The sequence below is a fragment of the Pseudomonas sp. LF-5 genome (genome assembly GCF_037626295.1).
GTDB classification, from domain to species: Bacteria; Pseudomonadota; Gammaproteobacteria; order Pseudomonadales; family Pseudomonadaceae; genus Aquipseudomonas; species Aquipseudomonas monsensis.
Map to the genome: position 1 here is coordinate 71,206 of NZ_JARKMT010000015.1, position 17,017 is coordinate 88,222.

Here is a 17,017-nt window from a genome sequence, read left to right on the forward strand (position 1 = left end):
GTTTGCCCGTGCGCTTGGCGTTGCACAAGTCCCGTGGGAGCATGCAGCTCAGAAATGTGCGGGAGAGAACTCAATGGTGCGGATACGCGGAACTGTCGGCGAGGTGCCGGTGGACTTGACGGTGGAACTGGATGACAGCGATTGGGCGCGGCTCGGTTCAGCCCTGAATGTGCCGGCGCCGGCTCAGCCGGAAATGGCGGCAGCGCCAGCAGCGAAACCGCTGAACCAGGACGAGGCGCTGTGGCAGGTGGCGAAAGATTTGTTGCGCAAGGCCGGGCAACTCAGCGGTCCGGATTTGCTTGATCAACTGGAAGGGCTGACCGGTAGCGCAGCGGCGGGCAAGCGCTTGCTGGTGCGCCTGCGCCATAGTTCGCAGGTGAAAGTGGTCAGTGGCGGGGATACGCCGCTCTACAGCTGGACAGAGTAGACCGCAAAGGATCGCAGCCTGTGGCAGCTCCTGCAGGGTGAATGCCAATCCCATGCAGGAGCTGCCGCAGGCTGCGGTCTTTTGATCTCAATAAAGCGCCGCAAACACCTTGCGACGGTACGCAGTCACCAGCGGGTGATCGTTGCCCAGCAACTCGAACACCTGCAGCAACGTCTTGTGCGGCAACCCTTCGCCATAGCTGCGGTTGCGGATAAACAACTTCAGCAAGGCCTCCAGCGCTGCCTCATATTGCTGGCGCGCCAGTTGCTGGATCGCCAGTTGATACACCGCTTCGTCGTCTTGCGGGTTCTGTGCAAGGCGCGCCTTGAGGTCGGCAGCGTCCGGTAGATCGCGAGCCAGCCCAAGAAACTTGATCTGCGCCTTGGCCCCGGCCAGCGCCGCCTTGTGCTCGTCACTCTTGACGGCGTCGAGCACGGTTTGCGCTTCGTCCAGCTCGCCGCGTTCGGTCAGGCAGCGCGCGTAGAGAATCAGCGCCTTGGCGTTAGTGTTGTCTTCAGTGAGCAGGACCACCAGCGCCGCTTCGGCATCGGCATAACGACCGTCATCGAACAACGCCTGAGCCTGTTCGAACGGATCGGCGGCGGCCGGCGGCGGCATCTGCACGTGCGGTTCGAGCAGGGCGCGCACGGCGGATTCCGGCTGCGCGCCGGCAAAGCCGTCCACCGGTTGACCGTCCTTGAACAGCACCACGGTCGGCAGGCTGCGAATACCGAAACGGGCAACGATGTCCTGTTCGATGTCGCAGTTGACCTTGGCCAGCAGCAGTTCGCCCTGATAGCTCTCGGCGATGCCTTGCAGCATCGGCATCAATGCCTTGCACGGCGCACACCACTCGGCCCAGAAATCCACCAGCACCGGTTTATTGAAGGAAGCTTCGATCACCGACTGGTCGAAATCGGCAGTCGTGGCGTCGAAGATGTACGGCGTTTGCTGACTCATGGGGGATCTCGTAAAAACGTGAATGGGGCAACTATACGGCTTGGCGGGGTGTGGCCGGAAGCGGTCAGCCTTTGAGAGGTGTGTTGCCTGACAGGACGCTTTCGCGAGCAGGGGATTTATGAACTGTGGGAGCGAGCCTGCTCGCGAAGCTTTTAGCTAGCGTCGCGCATGGTAGAGGCTGACATGTCTGAATTCTTCCGGCTCCGCCAGGTCCGGCAACGTCATCGCCTCTAGCATTTCAATCCGCTCATACAACGGATGCCGAAAATCCCGAACCCGCGAATCCGCCACCAACGCTTCCCGACCACGACTTAAAAACGCATCGAGCAGCGGCAGATTCGCCCGGTCGTACAACACGTCCGCCACCAGAATCAGATCAAACCGATCGGCCTCGGCAAAGAAATCTGTCGAATAACTCATCTCGACATTATTCAGCGCGGCATTCGCCCGGCACGCAGAAATCGCCAGCGGATCGAGATCGCAGGCCACCACTTCCAGCGCTCCGGCCTTGACCGCCGCGATCCCGGCAATCCCGGAACCGGCGCCGAAATCCAGCACGCGCTTGCCGCGCACCCACTGTGGAAACTCCGCCAGATAACGCGCCACTGCCAGACCGCTGGCCCAGCAGAACCCCCAATAGGGTGGCTCGTGCAGAATTCGCTGGATTTCTTCCTGACTGAATTCGCGATCCATGTTGTCGCCGTCAATCAGCCACAACTGCAAATCGGTGCCCGGCAACGCACAGACCTTGAGTCTGGCGTCGCCGAGCAATCCACCTAACGCCTGTTGCAGGTCAAGCGGTGGATTCATGGTGCTTTGACAAATTGCAGCTGGCCCAACGCTTGGGTGGTCGGCTGGGTAATGGTCTGCGACGGCAGATGCAGGATCAATTGGCCGGACTGGCTGGCGCGGCCACGCAGTTCAACCCGCGCACCGGCAGGGAAGGCGTCCGGGTTGAAGCGCAGGCGGAACGGCAGGATCTGGTTGTTGCCGATCAGGCTGGAACTGGCGAGCAGTTGTTGCGGGCGATCCTTTGCATCGATCACCAGCAGCGCCAGCTCGACTTCGGCACCGGCCGGAACACCCTGAAGGGTGCCGCTCAGTTCCCGTTGATAGGCCGGCAGCGGGCCAAGTTCGGCAGCCTCTTTGGCTTTTTTCTGCGCTTGCTGCGGCGCCGGGCCTGGCGTTGGCGGCTGAGGCTTGGGTGCATCGCTGCCACAGGCCACCAGCAGGCTGAAAAGACTGAGCAAAACGAGCGGACGTAACGGCATTGGATGCTCCAGCAAAATGAAATCCATGGATCAAACGATCATGCCGTTCTGTATACCGCAAAGCCTATGGCTTGTCTTGCCACCGGGATGCGCTACCATGGCCCTCCCTTTTTTTGTTGCCAGCCACCATGCACTGTCCCTTCTGCGGTGCCAACGACACCAAGGTCATTGACTCCCGTCTGGTCGCCGAGGGCGAACAGGTGCGCCGCCGGCGTGAATGCCTGGCCTGCGGCGAACGTTTCACAACGTTCGAGACGGCCGAACTGGTGTTGCCGCGCCTGATCAAAACCGACGGCAGCCGCCAACCGTTCGACGAAGAAAAGCTGCGCGCCGGCATGCAACGCGCCCTGGAGAAACGTCCGGTGAGCGTCGAGCGCCTCGAATCTTCTCTGGTCCACATCAAGCACAAGCTGCGCGCCACCGGTGAGCGCGAGGTCAAATCCCTCGTGGTCGGCGAACTGGTGATGGCCGAACTGCAAAAACTCGATGAAGTCGCCTACATCCGTTTCGCTTCGGTGTACCGGCGCTTTCAGGACCTCAACGAGTTCCGCGAAGAAATCGACCGCCTCGCCCGCGAACCGGTGAAAGAATGACCCACGCCGCCGAGCAGGCCATCCTCGACGCGCACTTCATGGCTCGCGCGCTGGAACTGGCGCGCAAGGGCCACTACACCACCCATCCCAATCCACGGGTTGGCTGCGTGATCGTGCGTGACGGGCAAATTGTCGGCGAAGGCTTCCACGAGCGCGCCGGCGAACCCCATGCCGAAGTCCACGCCCTGCGCGCCGCCGGTGAACTGGCCCGCGGCGCGACGGCTTACGTCACCCTTGAACCGTGCAGCCATCACGGCCGCACGCCGCCGTGCGCCGACGCACTGGTGAATGCCGGGGTGGGCCGGGTGGTCGCAGCGATGCGTGATCCGAACCCGCAAGTTGCCGGGCGTGGCTTGCAGCGTCTGGCCGATGCCGGCATTGCCACCGAAAGCGGTGTGCTGGAAGCCGAGGCGCGCCTGCTCAATCAAGGTTTCCTGAAACGCATGGAGCACGGCTTGCCGTTCGTGCGGGTCAAGCTGGCGATGAGTCTGGACGGTCGCACGGCGATGGACAGCGGCGAGAGCCAATGGATCACCGGCCCGGCCGCCCGTTCGGCGGTGCAGCGTCTGCGCGCTCAGGCCAGCGTGGTGCTGACCGGCGCCGACACCGTACTGGCTGACGGCGCTCGCCTGACCGTGCGCGCCGACGAGTTGGGCCTGGATGCCGGGCAAACCGCGTTGGCCATGAGCCGTCCGCCACTGCGGGTGCTGATCGACGGGCGCCTGCGGGTGCCGCTCGATGCGCCGTTCTTCAAGGCCGGTCCGGCGCTGGTCGCCACGTGTATGGCGGTGGAAGAGCAGCACGCCAACGGCCCGGAATGCCTGATCGTGCCGGGTGATGACGGTCAGGTCGATCTGCATCAACTGCTCATCGAACTGGCCAATCGTGGCGTCAACGAGGTGCTGGTCGAGGCCGGCCCGCGTCTGGCGGGGGCGTTTGCCCAGCTCGGTCTGGTCGACGAATTCGTGATCTTCATCGCCGGCAAGTTCCTCGGCTCCACGGCGCGTCCGCTACTGGACTGGCCGCTGGCCTATATGAAGGACGCTCCCGAACTGAAAATCACCGAGATTCGCGCGGTTGGCGATGACTGGCGAGTCACTGCGACGCCGGTCCGTTCGGCGAGCGTATAATTCCCGGCCATCGCCTTAGCGCTGGCTTCGTTCTCAAGGAGAACCCCATGTTTACCGGCATCATCGAATCCATCGGCAGTATCCGTGCACTGACCCCCAAGGGCGGTGATGTACGGGTGCACGTCGAAACCGGCAAGCTCGACCTGAGCGACGTCAAACTCGGCGACAGCATCGCGGTCAACGGCGTGTGCCTGACGGCGGTTGAACTGCCGGGCAACGGCTTTGCCGCCGACGTCAGCCGTGAAACGCTGGACTGCACCGCCATGAACGACCTGAAAAGCGGCAGCCCGGTCAATCTGGAGAAAGCCCTGACCCCGACCACCCGTCTCGGTGGGCATCTGGTCAGCGGTCACGTCGACGGTGTCGGCGAAGTGGTCTCGCGCAGCGACAATGCCCGCGCCGTGGAATTTCGTATCCGTGCGCCGAAAGAACTGGCCAAGTACATCGCCCATAAAGGCTCGATCACCGTCGACGGCACCAGCCTGACCGTGAACGCGGTCGATGGCGCCGAATTTCTGCTGACGATCATTCCGCACACCCTGAGCGAAACCATCATGGCGTCCTACAAGCCAGGTCGCCGGGTGAACCTGGAAGTCGACTTGCTGGCGCGTTATCTGGAGCGCCTGTTGCTGGGTGACAAGGCCGCTGAGCCTGCATCGGGTGGCACGATCACTGAAAGCTTTCTGGCCGCCAACGGCTATCTCAAATCCTGACTGAAGGGGGTGCCTTGTGGCGCTCAATAGCATCGAAGAACTGGTTGAAGACATCCGCCAAGGCAAGATGGTCATTCTCATGGATGACGAAGACCGCGAGAACGAAGGCGACCTGATCATGGCCGCCGAGTGCTGCAAGGCCGAGCACATCAACTTCATGGCCAAGCACGCCCGTGGCCTGATCTGCATGCCGATGAGCCGCGAGCGCTGCGAACTGTTGAAGCTGCCGCTGATGGCGCCGCGCAACGGTTCCGGGTTCGGCACCAAGTTCACCGTGTCGATCGAAGCCGCCGAAGGCGTCACCACCGGTATCTCCGCCGCTGACCGTGCACGCACCGTGCAAGCGGCTGCCGCCAAGGACGCCAAGGCCGAAGACATCGTCAGCCCGGGCCACATCTTCCCGCTGATGGCTCAGGCCGGTGGCACCCTGGCCCGCGCCGGCCACACCGAAGCAGCGTGCGACCTGGCCCGCATGGCCGGTTTCGAGCCGAGCGGCGTGATCTGTGAAGTGATGAATGACGATGGCACCATGTCCCGTCGTGCCGAGCTGGAAGCGTTCGCCGCCGAACACAACATCAAGATCGGCACCATCGCCGACCTGATTCACTACCGGATGATCCACGAACGTACCGTTCAGCGGATTGCCGAGCAGCCACTGGACAGCGAACTGGGCCAATTCAACCTGGTGACCTATCGTGATTCGGTGGAAGGCGACGTGCACATGGCCCTCACCCTGGGCAATGTCTGCGCCGAAGAGCCGACCCTGGTTCGCGTGCACAACATGGATCCGCTGCGTGACCTGCTGATGGTCAAGCAACCGGGCCGCTGGAGCCTGCGCGCCGCGATGGCTGCGGTTGCCGAGGCGGGCAGCGGTGTAGTGTTGTTGCTTGGTCACCCGCTCGATGGCGACGTGCTGCTGGCACATATCCGTGAAACCGGTGAGCAGGCAGCGCCGAAAAAACCGACCACTTACAGCATCGTCGGTGCCGGTTCGCAGATCCTGCGTGACCTCGGTGTGCGCAAAATGCGCCTGATGTCTGCGCCAATGAAATTTAATGCGATATCCGGTTTCGATCTGGAAGTTGTAGAATACGTGCCCTCCGAATAATGACCGGTTGTTTCCGGTCTCCGATTCGCGGCAAATAAATCACTGAGGGACGCGTAGCAGACGCGTCCCGGCTCTTTAAGAGAACTGACGAATGACCCTGAAGACCATCGAAGGTACCTTCATCGCCCCTAAAGGCCGCTACGCTCTGGTAGTGGGCCGTTTCAACAGCTTCGTCGTTGAAAGCCTGGTCAGCGGTGCAGTTGATGCCCTGGTTCGCCATGGCGTGAGCGAAAGCGACATCACCATCATCCGCGCACCTGGCGCCTTCGAAATCCCGCTGGTTGCGCAGAAAGTCGCCCAGAAAGGTGAGTTCGCAGCCATCATCGCCCTCGGCGCGGTCATTCGTGGCGGCACCCCGCACTTCGAATACGTGGCAGGCGAGTGCACCAAGGGCCTGGCCCAGGTGTCCATGGAGTTCGGCGTTCCGGTTGCGTTCGGCGTCCTGACCGTGGATTCCATCGAGCAAGCCATCGAACGTTCCGGCACCAAGGCCGGTAACAAAGGTGCCGAAGCTGCCCTGTCCGCTCTGGAAATGGTCAGCCTGCTGGCGCAGTTGGAGGCCAAGTGATTAGCGACGAAAGCGATCGTTTCAACCCGCGCGATCCGAAACCTGCGGATGCCGGCAAGCCCTCGAAAAGCGTCAAGCGTCGCGAAGCCCGTCAGCTCGCGACCCAGGCGCTGTACCAGTGGCACATGGCCAAGCAATCGCTGAACGAGATCGAAGCGCAGTTTCGCGTTGATAACGATTTCACCGATGTCGACGGTGCTTACTTCCGCGAAATCCTCCACGGGGTTCCGCAGTTCAAGACCGAAATCGACAACGCCCTGACGCCGTGCCTGGATCTGGCGATCGAAGAGCTGGACCCGGTTGAACTGGCCGTGTTGCGCCTGTCGACCTGGGAACTGCTCAAGCGCGTCGACGTGCCGTATCGCGTGGTGATCAACGAAGGTATCGAGCTGGCGAAAGTCTTCGGTTCGACCGACGGCCACAAGTTCGTCAACGGCGTGCTCGACAAGCTGGCCCCGCGCCTGCGTGAAGCTGAAGTGAAGGCGTTCAAGCGCTAACCCGCGCTTGAACACTTTGTCTCAGCCATGGGCGAGTTTGAGCTGATCCGCAATTTCTTCGCCGCCGCGCCTTGTGCGCAGGGCGGCGAAGGCGTTGCGCTGGGGATCGGCGATGACTGCGCCTTGCTCGCTGTTCCTTCCGGGGAGCAGCTGGCGATTTCCACCGATACGCTGGTGGCCGGTGTGCATTTCGCCGACCCCTGCGATCCGTTTCTGCTCGGTCAGCGCTCGCTGGCCGTTGCGGTCAGCGATCTGGCCGCCATGGGCGCCACGCCCGTTGCCTTTACCCTTGCCCTGACTGTACCGACGGTGACCGCCGATTGGCTGCAAGCCTATGCCGGCGGTTTGAACCGCATGGCGCAAAGCTGCGGCGTCGCGCTGGTGGGCGGCGATACCACGCGCGGGCCGTTGAGTCTGACGGTCACTGTGTTCGGGCGTGTTCCGGCCGGTCAGGCGTTGACCCGCAGCGGTGCGCAGCCGGGAGACCTGTTGTGTGTCGGCGGTGAGCTGGGCAATGCCGCCGGCGCCTTGCCGTTGGTGCTGGGCCAGCGTGAAGCCGAACCGCACATCGCCCAGCCGCTGCTCGATCACTACTGGTCGCCGCAGCCGCAACTCGCCCTCGGACAGGCCCTGCGCGGCAAGGCCCGTTCAGCGCTGGACATCTCCGATGGCTTGCTCGCCGACTGTGGCCACATTGCCCTGGCCTCGAAGGTGCGGCTCGAGATTGAACGCGAGCGCGTACCGTTGTCGGATGCTCTAGTGGCATTTCTCGGCCAGCGCGGCGCCGAGCGTGCGGCGTTGAGTGGTGGCGATGATTATGTGCTGGCCTTCACCCTGCCGTCCGTCGAGTTGCCGGCGTTGCTGGCCGACGGCTGGCCGATCCATGTGATCGGCCGTGTCAGTGAAGGGCAGGGCGTGGCGTTGCTGGATCGCGAAGGACACGACATCACCCCGCAAATCCGGGGCTATCAACATTTTCAGGAGACACCGTGACAGATCACCCGAAGCAGGTTCCGGCCGAATTCGTGCCGCCATCGGTCTGGCGCAATCCCTGGCATTTCCTCGCGTTCGGCTTCGGTTCGGGCACTTTGCCGAAAGCACCGGGCACGTGGGGCTCGTTAGTTGCGCTACCCTTTATCCCGTTGTGGCAGATGTTGCCCGACTGGGGTTACTGGCTGATGCTCGGGATCACCATGCTGTTCGGCTTCTGGCTGTGCGGCAAGGTCGCCGACGATCTGCGGGTACACGATCACGAAGGTATCGTCTGGGACGAGATGGTCGGGATGTGGATCACCCTGTGGCTGGTGCCGGAAGGCTGGTACTGGTTGCTGGCCGGTTTCCTGATGTTCCGTTTCTTCGACATTCTCAAGCCGTGGCCGATTCGCTGGATCGACCGGCATGTCCACGGTGGCGTCGGGATCATGCTCGACGACGTGCTGGCCGGCGTGTTTGCCTGGCTTGCGATGCAAGGACTGGTATGGATTTTCGCCTGATCCGGAGAGTCCGGGTTCAGTGAGGAGACTAAGGATGGCGCGACGCTGGCTGGCGCTGGTTTTTCTGATCTTGCTGGGCACTGTCGCCAGTGCTCAGGAAGCTGCGCACGCGCCGTCGGTCATCCACCTGGCCAGCGAAGACTGGGAAGACTACACCGCCGCCGACGGTCATGGCCTGGGCTGGGACGTGCTGCGCAAGGTGTTCGAACCCGCCGGGGTGAAACTCGACATTCGCAGCGAGCCCTACACCCGCTCGGTCGGTCTGGCAGAGCGCGGTGAAGTCGACGCGTGCGTCGGCTCCTATCATGACGAGGCCAGCGACCTGCTGTACCCGCGCTGGAATTTTGATACCGACCACATCTATGCCCTGGGGCTTGCGAGCAACCCGCCGCCGACCCCCGAGACACTCGGCAGCTATCGACTGGCCTGGGTGCGTGGTTATGACTATCAGAAATACCTGCCCAATGTGCGCAACTACAATGAAGTCATCCGGCGTACCGGCATCCTGTCGATGCTCACCCACAACCGCGCCGACTACTACATCGACGCACTGACCGAAATTGATTACGTGCTCGGCCGGGCCAGGGATCCGGCGCAGTTTCGCAAGACCCACATCGCCGAGTTGCCGCTGTACCTGTGTTTCGCCGACACGCCGCAGGCGCGCACGTTGCTGGCACTGTTCGACAGGCGCATGGAGCAGTTGGTGAACAGTGGTGAGCTGAAACCGATTTTCGAGAAGTGGAAGCAGCCGTATCCGTTCGAGGCAAATTGAACGCGATTGACCGGCTGCTAAAGAGTTTTGTCGGAGCTGGCTTGCCAGCGATAGCGTTGGGTCAGTAACCACAATGGCGGCAGATATTACGCCATCGCTGGCAAGCCAGCTCCCACAGGTAAAGAAATGTTGGGGGCGGTGTTATCAACCTTTTTGATCGTTATGCCCGATAATTCAGCCTAAGCGTCTGCAGGAACCTGCTGTTACAATGCCCGCCTGCGAATTTTCAGACTCTTTAGATCAGGAGCACACCGGTGCCTGTCGTCTTTGTCGCCGCTTCCAAGCTGCCCACGCCTTTTGCGCAATTCACCATGCACGGTTTTCTCGATGAAAGCACCGGGCGCGAGCACGTTGTGCTGAGCCTGGGTGACATTGCCGACGGTGCCCCGGTACTCGGCCGTTTGCACTCCGAATGCCTGACCGGCGACGCCTTGTTCAGCCAGCGTTGCGACTGCGGCTCGCAACTGGAAGGCGCGCTCAAGGCCATCGCCCGTGAAGGTCGTGGCGTGTTGTTGTACCTGCGTCAGGAAGGCCGTGGCATCGGGCTGCTAAACAAGATTCGCGCCTATGAATTGCAGGACGGCGGCGCCGACACCGTTGAAGCCAACGAGCGCCTGGGCTTTGCTGCCGACCAGCGCGACTACGCCATGTGCCTGCCGATGCTCGAGCATCTGGGCGTGAAGTCGCTGCGCCTGATGACCAACAACCCGCGCAAGGTCAAAGCCTTGACCGACATGGGCATCACCGTTGCCGAGCGCGTGCCGCTGCACACTGGGCACAACCCGCACAACAAGCTGTACCTGGCAACCAAGGCCAGCAAACTCGACCACATGATGGGCAACGAGCATCAGGGCGAGGTCGATCGCGCGTGACGAGGGGGCAGGTACGACGCCGATTGGCGGTCGACTGGTGGAAATACCTGGCGCTGGCGTTGCTGCCGCTGTTCGTACTCAACCTGCTGTTCGGTCAGGGTGAGGGCCTTCTGCCGGTGTTGGCGATGCCGTTCTTTATCGCAGGCGTCGCTTCGATGTTTGTCAGCCTGAAGTTTTTTGGCCGCTACAAACATGCGCTGATCGCCACGCAAAAAGCCCTCGACACTGCCGAAGAGCCTGCTGCATGGATTGCCCTCGCGGCCCGCCGTCGTGCGGCGTTTCTTGTGGCCGCACTGCCGGCGTGGATCGGTGCACTGGCGGTGTTCGTCGGCCTCGAAGCGGTGCCGTTGATGCTGCTGGCATTGTCCACCGCCGTACTGTTCTACCTCTATCGCATCCCGCGTCAACTCGGCTGATGCGCCGTCTGTGGCTGGCGGTTCTGCTGCTGGCCTGCGCCGGCCCGGTGCTGGCGAGCCTGCGGGTGGTCAGCCTCGCGCCTTCCCTGTCTGAAATCGTCGTTGAGCTGGATTCGGCTGATCTGCTGGTCGGCGTGCTCGATGCCGGCGAGCGTCCTGCGGCGCTCAAGGATGTCCCGTCAGTGGGCCGCTACGGTCAGCTCGACATGGAGCGCCTGCTCAGTTTGAAGCCCGATTTGCTGCTGTTGTGGCCCGGCAGTGTCGGCCCGGCGCAACGCGATCAGCTCAAACGCCTGAATATTCCGACTTATGTCGCCGAACCGCACACTCTTGAACAGCTGTCCGCGCAAATTGAAGCGATTGCCGCTCAACTGGGGCGACCTGAGCGAGGGGTGAAACTGGCGGCGCAGTTGCGCGCCAAACTCGAAGGTCTGCGCCAACACTATCGCCGGGACGCGCCGCTGAAGGTGTTCTACCAAGTCTGGGACAAGCCGCTATACACCGTCGGTGGCGGGCAGATCATCAGCGATGCGTTTGAGGTGTGTGGCGCGCGCAACGTGTTCGCCGACCTGAGCCTGCCGGCGCCGCAGATCAGTATCGAGGCGGTGTTGCAGCGCAATCCCGAGGTGATTCTGGCCGGCGATCAGGCCCAGCTTGATGCCTGGAAAGCCTGGTCGCAGGTGGATGCGGTGGCGCGTGGGCAGTTGCTGTTGGTCACGGATAAGGGGCTGGAGCGCCCGAGCGGGCAGATGATCGAGGCGACCGCCAAGCTTTGCCATCTCCTTCAGCCACAACGCTGATTTTTGTGGCGAGGTTTAGAGCCCCGGCGTCCAGGTCACCCCAAACACCCAGGCCCGACCTTCCTCGCGATAGCCATACTGGCTGCCGTCATAGCTGTACAGTGCACGGCTGTAACCCTTGTCCAGCAGGTTATCGACCTTCAAATCCAGTGTGATCTCGCGGTTCAGCGCCCAACTGCTCCGCAAGCCGATCAAGCCGTAGCCGCCCAATGACTGGGTGTTGTCCTTGTCGTCGTAGCTGCTGCTCACCGTCTGCCAACTGGCACCCAGACTCAGTCGATCGAACTGGCGATCCAGATCCCAACTCATCGTGCGCCGCGCGCGACGAGCCAGGGTGTGCCCGGTGTCGCGATCACGCGGGTCGATGATCGCCACGCCAAGGTTGCTCTGCCAGCCGAACAGCTCCTGCTTGAGCGCGGCTTCAAAGCCGTTTATCCGGGCCGAAGCGACGTTTTCCGGGCGTGAGTTGCTGCCGAAGATAATCGCGTCTTCCAGGTCCGTGCGGTAAATCGACGCTTCGAGGCGGCTGCTATCGCTCAACTGGCTGCGCCATTGCAGCTCATAGCTTTTCGAGGTTTCCGGTTTCAGGGCCGGGTTGCTGAAGTCCGGGTAATACAGGTCATTGAAGGTCGGCGCGCGGAAGCCTTCGCTGTAGCTCAACAGCAGGTCGTTGTCCGGGTTCAGCGGCAGGGTAAAGGTGCCGCTCCAGGTGTTCTGGCCGCCGAACTGCTGGTTGTCATCGTGGCGCAGGCCGAGTTCCGTGGAAAAACTGTCGGCTTGGTACCGATGCTGGATGAACGCGGCGCGGTTCCAGCGGCTGTTCTCCTCGAACGCGGTGCTGCTGTTGATCCGGTCTTCGTACCAGTCGCCGCCGAGGATCAGGCTGTTGCGTGCATCCAGGGTCAGGTCGTTCTGCCAGTTCACCGAATCGCGGTAGGTGTTGAACACCGTGCGCTCGTCGCTGAGCTTGTCGAGGGTTTTCTCGCGGTTCTCGGTGTGGCCGAACTCGACGCGGGTTTTCCAGGCTTCGTTGACTCGCGCATCGACGTAGCTGCTGACACTGCTGACATTGAAGTCGCTGTAGGGCTGCTGCTGCACCGACGCGAAGGTGCTTGTGTCGAAGCGGCCGAATGGATTGTCGAACTCGCTCTTTCCACGGTTATCCAGCAGATTGACGCCGACTTCAATGTCATCGGTCAGCGCATGGCTGAGACTCAGGCTGATGGCCTTGTTGCGGTAGGCGTCGTGATCGCTATCGCTGGGATAGGACTCGTGAGTGCGGTCGAGGCCTGCGGTCTCATCGAGACTGGCGCCAAGATTGAAACGGGTTTTCTCGTCACCGCCGGCAAGCCCCAGACTGCGTTCCCTGGTCTGATGGCTGCCGAAGCCCAGGTGCAGACGCGGTTGCAGACTTTGCTCGGTGCCGCGTCGGGTGAAGATCTGGATCACCCCGCCAATCGCATCGCTGCCGTAAATCACTGAGCGCGAACCACGCAGCACTTCAACACGCTCGATCTGGTCGATGTTCAGGTGCTGCAGGTTACTGTCGCCGGAAGTCGAACTGCCGATGCGCTGGCCGTCGACCAGCACCAGACTCTGCGCCGACTGCGTACCACGAATGTAGATCCCCGGCAGACTGCCGCGCCCTCCCGCCTGCGCCACTTGCACGCCCGGCACCCGTTGCAGCAGGTCGGTGACGCTGCCCGGTTGCAGGCGGTCGATGTCTTCGCGAGTGAACACGGTATTGGCCGCGCTGCTGTCGTTGCGCGCTTCGACCTGGCGGTTGGCGGAGATCAGTGTGTCCGGCAGTTTCAGGGCTTCGTCGCGTTCGAAGGTCTCGGCGAAAGCGCTGGCGGTCGTCAGCAAGAGGAGGGGCAGGGCGAGGCACGAGCGGTTCATCGGTGATCCGTAGGTCTTTCAGGTGTACACAGATTTCGTAGCGGCACAAAACACTGTGGGAGCGGGCTTGCCCGCGAAAGCGTCGGCACAATCAACATGGATGCTGGATGTGCCAACCTCTTCGCGGGCAAGCCCGCTCCCACAGGGACGGTGTGTTAGCGGATTAGCGGATTAGCGGTTAAGCAGTTGCAGACGCTCGCGGATCGCGGCCTCGATGCCGGCCTCGTCCAGCCCGCACTCTGCCAGCATTTGCGCAGGCTTCGCGTGCTCGACGTAGATGTCCGGCAAGCCCAGGTGCAGGATCGACTTGAGGATGTTTTCCCGCGCCAGGAACTCGCTGACCGCGCCACCGGCGCCGCCCATGATCGCGTTCTCTTCGATCGTCACCAGCAGCTCGTGGCCAGCGGCGATCTCGCGCACCAGTGCCTCATCCAGCGGCTTGACGAAGCGCATGTCGACCACGGTCGCATCCAGCTTCTCGGCGACTTTCAGGGCTTCGGTCAGTTGCACGCCGAACACCAGCAGAGCGACTTTACTGCCCTGACGACGGACGATGCCCTTGCCGATTTCGATCGGCTCGAGATCCTTGTCGATGGCCGCATTCGGGCCGGTGCCGCGCGGGTAACGCACTGCCGCCGGGCCGTTGTACAGGTGGCCGGTGGTGAGCATCTTGCGCAGTTCGTTTTCATCGCTCGGGGTCATGATGACCATACCCGGGATGCAGCGCAGGTACGACAGGTCAAAGCTGCCGGCGTGAGTCGGGCCGTCTTCGCCCACCAGACCGGCGCGGTCGATGGCGAACAGCACGTCGAGGTTCTGCACCGCGACGTCATGCACCAACTGGTCGTAGCCGCGTTGCAGGAACGTCGAGTAGATCGCCACCACCGGTTTGGCGCCTTCGCAGGCCATACCGGCGGCGAACGTCACGGCGTGCTGTTCGGCAATGGCCACGTCGAAGTAGCGCAGCGGGAAGCGTTCGCTGAACGCCACCAGGTCCGAGCCTTCCTTCATCGCCGGGGTGATCCCGACCAGGCGCGGGTCAGCCGCCGCCATGTCACACAGCCATTCGCCGAACACCGCCGAATACTTCGGCCCGCTGGCCTTTTTCGGCGCAGCGGCCGGAGCATCCAGAGGTTCGAGTTTGGTGATCGCGTGGTAACCGATCGGATCGACTTCCGCCGGGGCGAAGCCTTTGCCTTTCTTGGTGACGATGTGCAGGAACTGCGGGCCTTTCAGATCGCGCATGTTGCGCAGGGTGGCGATCAGGGTCGGCAGGTCGTGGCCGTCGATCGGGCCGATGTAGTTCCAGCCCAGCTCTTCGAACAGGGTGCCGGGAACCAGCATGCCCTTGGCGTATTCTTCGGTGCGACGGGCGATTTCCCAGGCACCGGGCAGGCGCGACAGGACTTTCTTGCTGCCCTCACGCATGCTCGCGTAGGTGCGGCTGGAAAGAATCTTCGCCAGATAATTCGACAGCCCGCCAACGTTGCGCGAGATCGACATGTCGTTGTCGTTGAGGATCACCAGCATGTTGGCGTTCACTTCCGGCGCGTGGTTCAGCGCCTCGAAGGCCATGCCGGCGGTCAACGCGCCGTCGCCGATCACCGCGATCGCCTTGCGATCGCTGTTTTGCAGGCGGGCGGCAATCGCCATGCCCAGCGCGGCACTGATCGAGGTGCTGGAGTGGCCGACGCCAAAGGTGTCGTACTCGCTCTCGGCGCGACGCGGGAAGGCAGCGATGCCGTCCTTCTGGCGCAAGGTTTCCATGCGCTGGCGACGACCGGTGAGGATCTTGTGCGGATACGCCTGATGACCCACGTCCCACACCAGCCGGTCATCCGGGGTGTCGAACACGTAATGCAACGCGATGGTCAGCTCGATGACGCCCAGGCCGGCACCGAAATGCCCACCGGTCTGGCCGACCGTGTAGAGCAATTCCAGGCGCAACTCATCGGCCAGGGTTTCCAGCTCGGCTTCGCCTAACCGGCGCAGGCCGTCCGGCGTGTTCGCGCGGTCGAGCAGGGGCGTGGTCGGGCGCTTGCGGGGAATCTCATGAAACGTCGTGGGCATCAGGCGAATCGTTATAGGTATAAAAGATGCGGCAGTTTACCTGATGCATCGCCCCCTGCCCACGCGTTGGTCTTTTTTGGCTGATTCGCCGTCAGTTGCGCCGCTCGACGATATACCGGGCCAGCTCGCGCAAGGGCTCGGCTGCCGCGTCAAACGGTCGCAGGGCGTGCAGGGCCTGGTCGCGCAGTTCCAGGGCGTAGGCCTTGGCCGCGTCGAGACCGAGCAGGGCCGGGTAGGTCGGCTTGTCGCGCGCGATGTCGGCGCCCTGGCGTTTGCCGAGGGTTTCGGTATCGCTTTCGACGTCGAGGATGTCGTCCTGCACCTGGAAGGCCAGACCGATGGCCTGTGCATAAGTCTGCAGGGCCTTGAGTTCATCCGGTTCGGCACGGCCGCTGGCGAGGGCGCCGAGCTTGACGCTGACTTCGATCAGCGCCCCGGTTTTGTGCCGATGCATCTGTTCAAGGGCTTGCTGGTCGAGTTTCAGACCGACCGAACCGAGGTCGATGGCCTGACCGCCGACCATGCCCGCCGGGCCTGCCGCGTGCGCCAGCGCCGTGACCTGTTGCAGACGGATGTCGGCGTCGAGGTCGCTCAGGCGCGGGTCGAGCAGGGCGCTGAAGGCCAGGCTCTGCAAGCCGTCACCGGCGAGAATCGCGCAGGCTTCGTCGAATTTCTTGTGGGTGGTGGGCTGGCCGCGACGCAGATCGTCGTCGTCCATCGCCGGCAAGTCGTCGTGCACCAGCGAATAGGCGTGAATCAACTCAACCGCGCAGGCTGCGCCATTGGCCTGCTCAGCCTTGCCGCCGAGCGCTTCGCACGCCGCATAGGCCAGCAGCGGCCGCACGCGTTTGCCGCCGTTCATCACGCTGTAGCGCATGGCTTCGTAGAGGCGTGCCAATTGCGGCAACGGGGCGTTGAACAGGGTTTCCAGTGCCGCATTGACCCTGGCCTGGCTGGTCGCCGAATACGCCGCAATCATTCTGGCTGTTCCGCGTCGAAGGGTTCCTCGGCGAGTTCGCCATCGCGCTCCAGCAGCACCTGCACTTTCTGCTCGGCCTGGGCCAGCGCTGCCTGGCAGTCACGGGTCAGGCCGATGCCCTGCTCGAAAGCGGTCAGCGAGTCTTCCAGCGACAATTCACCGTTCTCCAGACGCTCGACCAGTGTTTGCAGGTCGGCGAGGGACTGTTCGAAATCCAGTGCAGCTTTTTTGCGGGCCATGGCGGCAGTTTCCGGTTGACGTTAAACCGGCGCGACACTAGCAGATAGGGGGTTTATGGGCAAATGAGGTGCCCCGTCCAAAGCCGCGCACATAACCCTGTGGCGAGGGGATTTATCCCCGTTGGGTTGCGCAGCAACCCTGGAATCAGACAACCGATACTCTCAGGAAAATCGAAGTCGCCGGTTTTACGACTGCTGCGCAGCCGAGCG

The 17,017-nt window shown here is 62.5% G+C and carries 20 protein-coding genes; 13 read left to right on the forward strand and 7 right to left on the reverse strand.

Features of this window, described 5'->3' with window-relative positions:
* Nucleotides 1-73 precede the first annotated feature (73 nt).
* A complete protein-coding gene (locus PseuLF5_RS27120) occupies nt 74-427 on the forward strand; it encodes a hypothetical protein (RefSeq protein WP_340135047.1) in 354 nt (117 codons plus the stop codon).
* An 87-nt stretch (nt 428-514) separates the two neighbouring features.
* On the opposite strand, the gene trxA is transcribed toward PseuLF5_RS27120, so the two are convergent.
* From trxA to PseuLF5_RS27135, 3 genes are all read right to left on the reverse strand, one after another.
* Nucleotides 515-1,387, reverse strand: coding sequence for a thioredoxin (trxA, locus tag PseuLF5_RS27125; RefSeq protein WP_123463748.1), 873 nt, complete (start codon nt 1,385-1,387; stop codon nt 515-517).
* A gap of 156 nt (nt 1,388-1,543) precedes the next feature.
* Nucleotides 1,544-2,197 carry a class I SAM-dependent methyltransferase gene (locus PseuLF5_RS27130; protein ID WP_340135048.1) on the reverse strand — a complete coding sequence of 218 codons (654 nt, stop codon included), beginning with the start codon at nt 2,195-2,197 and terminating at the stop codon, nt 1,544-1,546.
* Nucleotides 2,194-2,658, reverse strand: coding sequence for a YbaY family lipoprotein (locus PseuLF5_RS27135; protein WP_158956861.1), 465 nt, complete (start codon nt 2,656-2,658; stop codon nt 2,194-2,196). The genes PseuLF5_RS27130 and PseuLF5_RS27135 overlap by 4 nt, the downstream gene beginning before the upstream one ends.
* Before the next feature lie 128 nt (nt 2,659-2,786).
* On the opposite strand from PseuLF5_RS27135, the gene nrdR reads away from it, so the two are divergent.
* The 12 genes from nrdR to PseuLF5_RS27195 all read left to right on the forward strand — a co-directional run bounded on the left by nrdR (nt 2,787) and on the right by PseuLF5_RS27195 (nt 11,620).
* Complete coding sequence (gene nrdR, locus PseuLF5_RS27140; protein ID WP_003228656.1) at nt 2,787-3,251, forward strand: transcriptional regulator NrdR; 465 nt, start codon at nt 2,787-2,789, stop codon at nt 3,249-3,251.
* On the forward strand, nt 3,248-4,381 hold the full coding sequence (gene ribD, locus PseuLF5_RS27145; protein ID WP_340135049.1) for a bifunctional diaminohydroxyphosphoribosylaminopyrimidine deaminase/5-amino-6-(5-phosphoribosylamino)uracil reductase RibD: 1,134 nt from the start codon (nt 3,248-3,250) through the stop codon (nt 4,379-4,381). The genes nrdR and ribD overlap by 4 nt, the downstream gene beginning before the upstream one ends.
* A gap of 47 nt (nt 4,382-4,428) precedes the next feature.
* On the forward strand, nt 4,429-5,094 hold the full coding sequence (locus tag PseuLF5_RS27150; RefSeq protein ID WP_123463754.1) for a riboflavin synthase: 666 nt from the start codon (nt 4,429-4,431) through the stop codon (nt 5,092-5,094).
* Nucleotides 5,095-5,110: 16 nt separating this feature from the next.
* Nucleotides 5,111-6,202 (forward strand): bifunctional 3,4-dihydroxy-2-butanone-4-phosphate synthase/GTP cyclohydrolase II, encoded by a 1,092-nt coding sequence (gene ribBA, locus PseuLF5_RS27155; protein ID WP_123463756.1) that lies wholly within the window; start codon nt 5,111-5,113, stop codon nt 6,200-6,202.
* Between the two features lie 91 nt (nt 6,203-6,293).
* Nucleotides 6,294-6,770, forward strand: a complete 477-nt coding sequence (gene ribH, locus PseuLF5_RS27160; RefSeq protein ID WP_003228649.1) for a 6,7-dimethyl-8-ribityllumazine synthase — start codon at nt 6,294-6,296, stop codon at nt 6,768-6,770.
* Nucleotides 6,767-7,267 (forward strand): transcription antitermination factor NusB, encoded by a 501-nt coding sequence (gene nusB, locus PseuLF5_RS27165; protein WP_123448286.1) that lies wholly within the window; start codon nt 6,767-6,769, stop codon nt 7,265-7,267. Before ribH ends, nusB begins: the two co-directional genes overlap by 4 nt.
* A 27-nt stretch (nt 7,268-7,294) precedes the next feature.
* On the forward strand, nt 7,295-8,260 hold the full coding sequence (gene thiL, locus PseuLF5_RS27170; protein WP_340135050.1) for a thiamine-phosphate kinase: 966 nt from the start codon (nt 7,295-7,297) through the stop codon (nt 8,258-8,260).
* A complete protein-coding gene (locus tag PseuLF5_RS27175; RefSeq protein WP_003228639.1) occupies nt 8,257-8,760 on the forward strand; it encodes a phosphatidylglycerophosphatase A family protein in 504 nt (167 codons plus the stop codon). The genes thiL and PseuLF5_RS27175 overlap by 4 nt, the downstream gene beginning before the upstream one ends.
* Nucleotides 8,761-8,794: 34 nt before the next feature.
* Nucleotides 8,795-9,532: a substrate-binding periplasmic protein gene (locus tag PseuLF5_RS27180; protein WP_123463760.1), complete on the forward strand. Its 738-nt coding sequence runs from the start codon at nt 8,795-8,797 to the stop codon at nt 9,530-9,532.
* Nucleotides 9,533-9,786: 254 nt separating this feature from the next.
* The gene (gene ribA / locus PseuLF5_RS27185) at nt 9,787-10,404 is read left to right on the forward strand and encodes a GTP cyclohydrolase II (RefSeq protein WP_123463762.1); all 618 of its coding nucleotides are present in this window, start codon (nt 9,787-9,789) and stop codon (nt 10,402-10,404) included.
* The gene (locus PseuLF5_RS27190) at nt 10,401-10,820 is read left to right on the forward strand and encodes an MFS transporter (protein WP_123463764.1); all 420 of its coding nucleotides are present in this window, start codon (nt 10,401-10,403) and stop codon (nt 10,818-10,820) included. The genes ribA and PseuLF5_RS27190 overlap by 4 nt, the downstream gene beginning before the upstream one ends.
* A complete protein-coding gene (locus PseuLF5_RS27195; RefSeq protein ID WP_340135051.1) occupies nt 10,820-11,620 on the forward strand; it encodes a cobalamin-binding protein in 801 nt (266 codons plus the stop codon). Before PseuLF5_RS27190 ends, PseuLF5_RS27195 begins: the two co-directional genes overlap by 1 nt.
* A gap of 15 nt (nt 11,621-11,635) precedes the next feature.
* Here the strand turns inward: PseuLF5_RS27195 and PseuLF5_RS27200 are convergent, their stop codons facing one another.
* From PseuLF5_RS27200 to PseuLF5_RS27215, 4 genes are all read right to left on the reverse strand, one after another.
* Nucleotides 11,636-13,519: a TonB-dependent receptor domain-containing protein gene (locus tag PseuLF5_RS27200; RefSeq protein ID WP_340135052.1), complete on the reverse strand. Its 1,884-nt coding sequence runs from the start codon at nt 13,517-13,519 to the stop codon at nt 11,636-11,638.
* A 171-nt stretch (nt 13,520-13,690) separates the two neighbouring features.
* Nucleotides 13,691-15,589: a 1-deoxy-D-xylulose-5-phosphate synthase gene (gene dxs / locus PseuLF5_RS27205; RefSeq protein WP_340135053.1), complete on the reverse strand. Its 1,899-nt coding sequence runs from the start codon at nt 15,587-15,589 to the stop codon at nt 13,691-13,693.
* A gap of 91 nt (nt 15,590-15,680) precedes the next feature.
* A complete protein-coding gene (gene ispA / locus PseuLF5_RS27210; protein WP_123463771.1) occupies nt 15,681-16,568 on the reverse strand; it encodes a (2E,6E)-farnesyl diphosphate synthase in 888 nt (295 codons plus the stop codon).
* The gene (locus PseuLF5_RS27215) at nt 16,565-16,807 is read right to left on the reverse strand and encodes an exodeoxyribonuclease VII small subunit (protein WP_003228627.1); all 243 of its coding nucleotides are present in this window, start codon (nt 16,805-16,807) and stop codon (nt 16,565-16,567) included. The genes ispA and PseuLF5_RS27215 overlap by 4 nt, the downstream gene beginning before the upstream one ends.
* Between the last annotated feature and the right edge of the window lie 210 nt (nt 16,808-17,017).